Origin of the sequence: Piscicoccus intestinalis NBRC 104926 (assembly GCF_001515525.1) — a bacterium.
Lineage (GTDB): Bacteria > Actinomycetota > Actinomycetes > Actinomycetales > Dermatophilaceae > Kineosphaera > Kineosphaera intestinalis.
In genome coordinates this window covers 1-2,064 of sequence record NZ_BCNQ01000186.1, presented here as the reverse complement: position 1 = coordinate 2,064, position 2,064 = coordinate 1, and the positions used below count along the sequence as shown (strand labels likewise).

The 2,064-nt window shown below is 68.0% G+C and carries 3 protein-coding genes; 2 read left to right on the top strand and 1 reads right to left on the bottom strand.

Translation table 11 applies throughout. The annotated features are described in order from the left end of the window. On the top strand, window positions 1–367 hold a 367-nt coding region (locus PINTE_RS19330), incomplete at its 5' end, for a glycosyltransferase (RefSeq protein ID WP_157087390.1). A 447-nt stretch (window positions 368–814) separates the two neighbouring features. Here the strand turns inward: PINTE_RS19330 and PINTE_RS22920 are convergent. Then, entirely contained in the window at window positions 815–1,063 is a 249-nt protein-coding gene (locus PINTE_RS22920; protein WP_157087389.1) for a hypothetical protein, read from the bottom strand. 366 nt (window positions 1,064–1,429) lie between these two features. On the opposite strand from PINTE_RS22920, the gene PINTE_RS19325 reads away from it, so the two are divergent. Next, a complete protein-coding gene (locus PINTE_RS19325; RefSeq protein WP_068433964.1) occupies window positions 1,430–2,062 on the top strand; it encodes a hypothetical protein in 633 nt (210 codons plus the stop codon). Window positions 2,063–2,064 lie beyond the last annotated feature (2 nt).

The window sequence follows — 2,064 nt, the reverse complement described above, 5'->3', positions numbered from 1 at the left end:
GGCGTGGGAGCACGCGAGCGGCGCGTGGTGCGGGCTGCTGCTGCTCGCCGACACCCCGGCGTTCGCCGAGGCGATGCCGAGCAAGCTCGGGGAGTACCTGGCGTGCGGGTTGCCGGTGATCACGACCGACCTGCGCCGCCAGGCGGCCGTCGTGCGCGACTCCGGAGCCGGCGTCGTCGTGCCCGCCGGCGGCGACGAGTCCGTCGGGGAGGCGGTGGCGCAGGTGCTGCGCGACTGGTCGGGTTCGGCTGACGGCCGGGAGCGGCTGGACACCTGCGCCCAGGCGGCGGTGAAGCACGCGGCCGCAGCGCGGCGCGAGCGCAGCGTCTACGAGGACTTCGCCCACGCGGTCGCGGCGCTGCTGTAAACGCTCTGACCGCATCGCTGCCTGGGCGGGGAAACCGCGGCCGTTTGGCGAAAAAGCTTCAGACGTAACCGTTTCCGTCGACTTGAACAGAGGGGACCGGGGTCCTGAGGGACGTCGGTGACGCTGCCCCCATGCGACAGGTCCTCGGATGCCCGAATCCCCTCGCCGCCCGTGCTCCCACGTGGATCACAAGCAGGCTGGCGCCCGCCACACCCCGCGCTTCCGGGTTGGACGGCCGGTCCTGTGGACGTTCTCCGTGGCCATATGTCTGACGTTAGCTGCGGCTGCACACGGTCTCCTCCCACCGACTGCCAGGTCGGAGGAGGCGAACAACATCGTTCAGCATTCATCTCCTAATGCGCCGCGCAGAGCAGTATTGGCGCGGCTGATGCCGATTCGCGGTAGCGCCGCTGTGCCGACGATGACCTGCCGGGTGGACGCGGCCCGCTACGGCTCGCCGATCGGTCTAGTGTGCTCGGCCATGGTGCCCGCGGGTGCCAGGCTGACCTCAATGCGCGTCGTGTTGCCCAACGGCACGTCCGGGGTCTTCGACTTCGCTTCGAGCGCCACAGGTCGGTACGCGCAGCCATCGCGGCGAGTTGTCACGTGGACCGCGCACCGCCCGGTCGTCATGCGAACGCGCGGCCGCGCGGTCTTCCGTTTCAGCGGTGTGATCCTGCCGCGCGCGATGAACACGCTGACAGCCACTCTTTATAACGGGCGGAAGGTCGTGGCTGCGGGCGAGTCGCGCGTATTCAGCCGCCTGGGGCCCGTCCAATCACGGCGGTGGCGGGCGGCAGCCATGAATGCGTTGAGGGAGTACGAGTCGGCCGCGCGCGTCATGGCGCGAGCACCCTCGGCTACGCCTTTGCCACCGCCGCCTACGCCGACTTGTACGGATGGGAGGACAGACGCACTCTAAACTCGCTCAGGGCACTGATGACGCAGAAGTCTGCCCGTGGGGGATGGGGCTTGGGCTCCCCGTGGGACGCTTTTGGCGACGGCACAGTTAACCCTACGGACACCGACTAATCGATCACGTTGAGTGGTCACGTTGGGCCCGTGCTCCTGGACGCTTACCGGGCCGGCAAGGCACCACCTGCTGAGGTGGAGCACATCCTGACCCGGCTCATGTCCATGCCGCTCGTACCGCGGCAGCCCGCCGGCACGGCCTGCCTGGCCTACTCCGATTCCGGTCACGACGGTCGGGTCTGCGTATTCAACATCGCGGCCTCGGCTGCGCGCTTCCTGGAACGACTCCGGGTCGCTGGGTTCGCGCGGCCCGGTCAGCGCGAACTCATCGCGGCCCTCGAGCGACGCAATGCGCTCGCTTACCGGCCGAGAACCGGGTTCTGGCCCTATCTGGAGGGCAGGTTCGCCGACCAGGACTGGAACCACAACGCCGTAAATGCCGAGCAGGCGTATCACAGCAACCAGCCGCACGGCATCGCATCGATCCGCATGATGATGGAGGCCCCGCGACCAGCCGGGATCAACCCACTGGCGTTTGTCACGCTCTTACCGCACCAGTGTTCGCGGACTGATAAGGCCGCAGATCAGGTCGGTGTGTTGTACACGCGGTTTCGGGCGTACAACTTCGGTGGACCGACAAGGGAGAACGAGCGGCGGCGGGCAGGTCTGTGGGCGCAACTCGCGGCGGAAAGTGCGAAGGCCTCGGGCGTTTGTCCGCGTTAAGC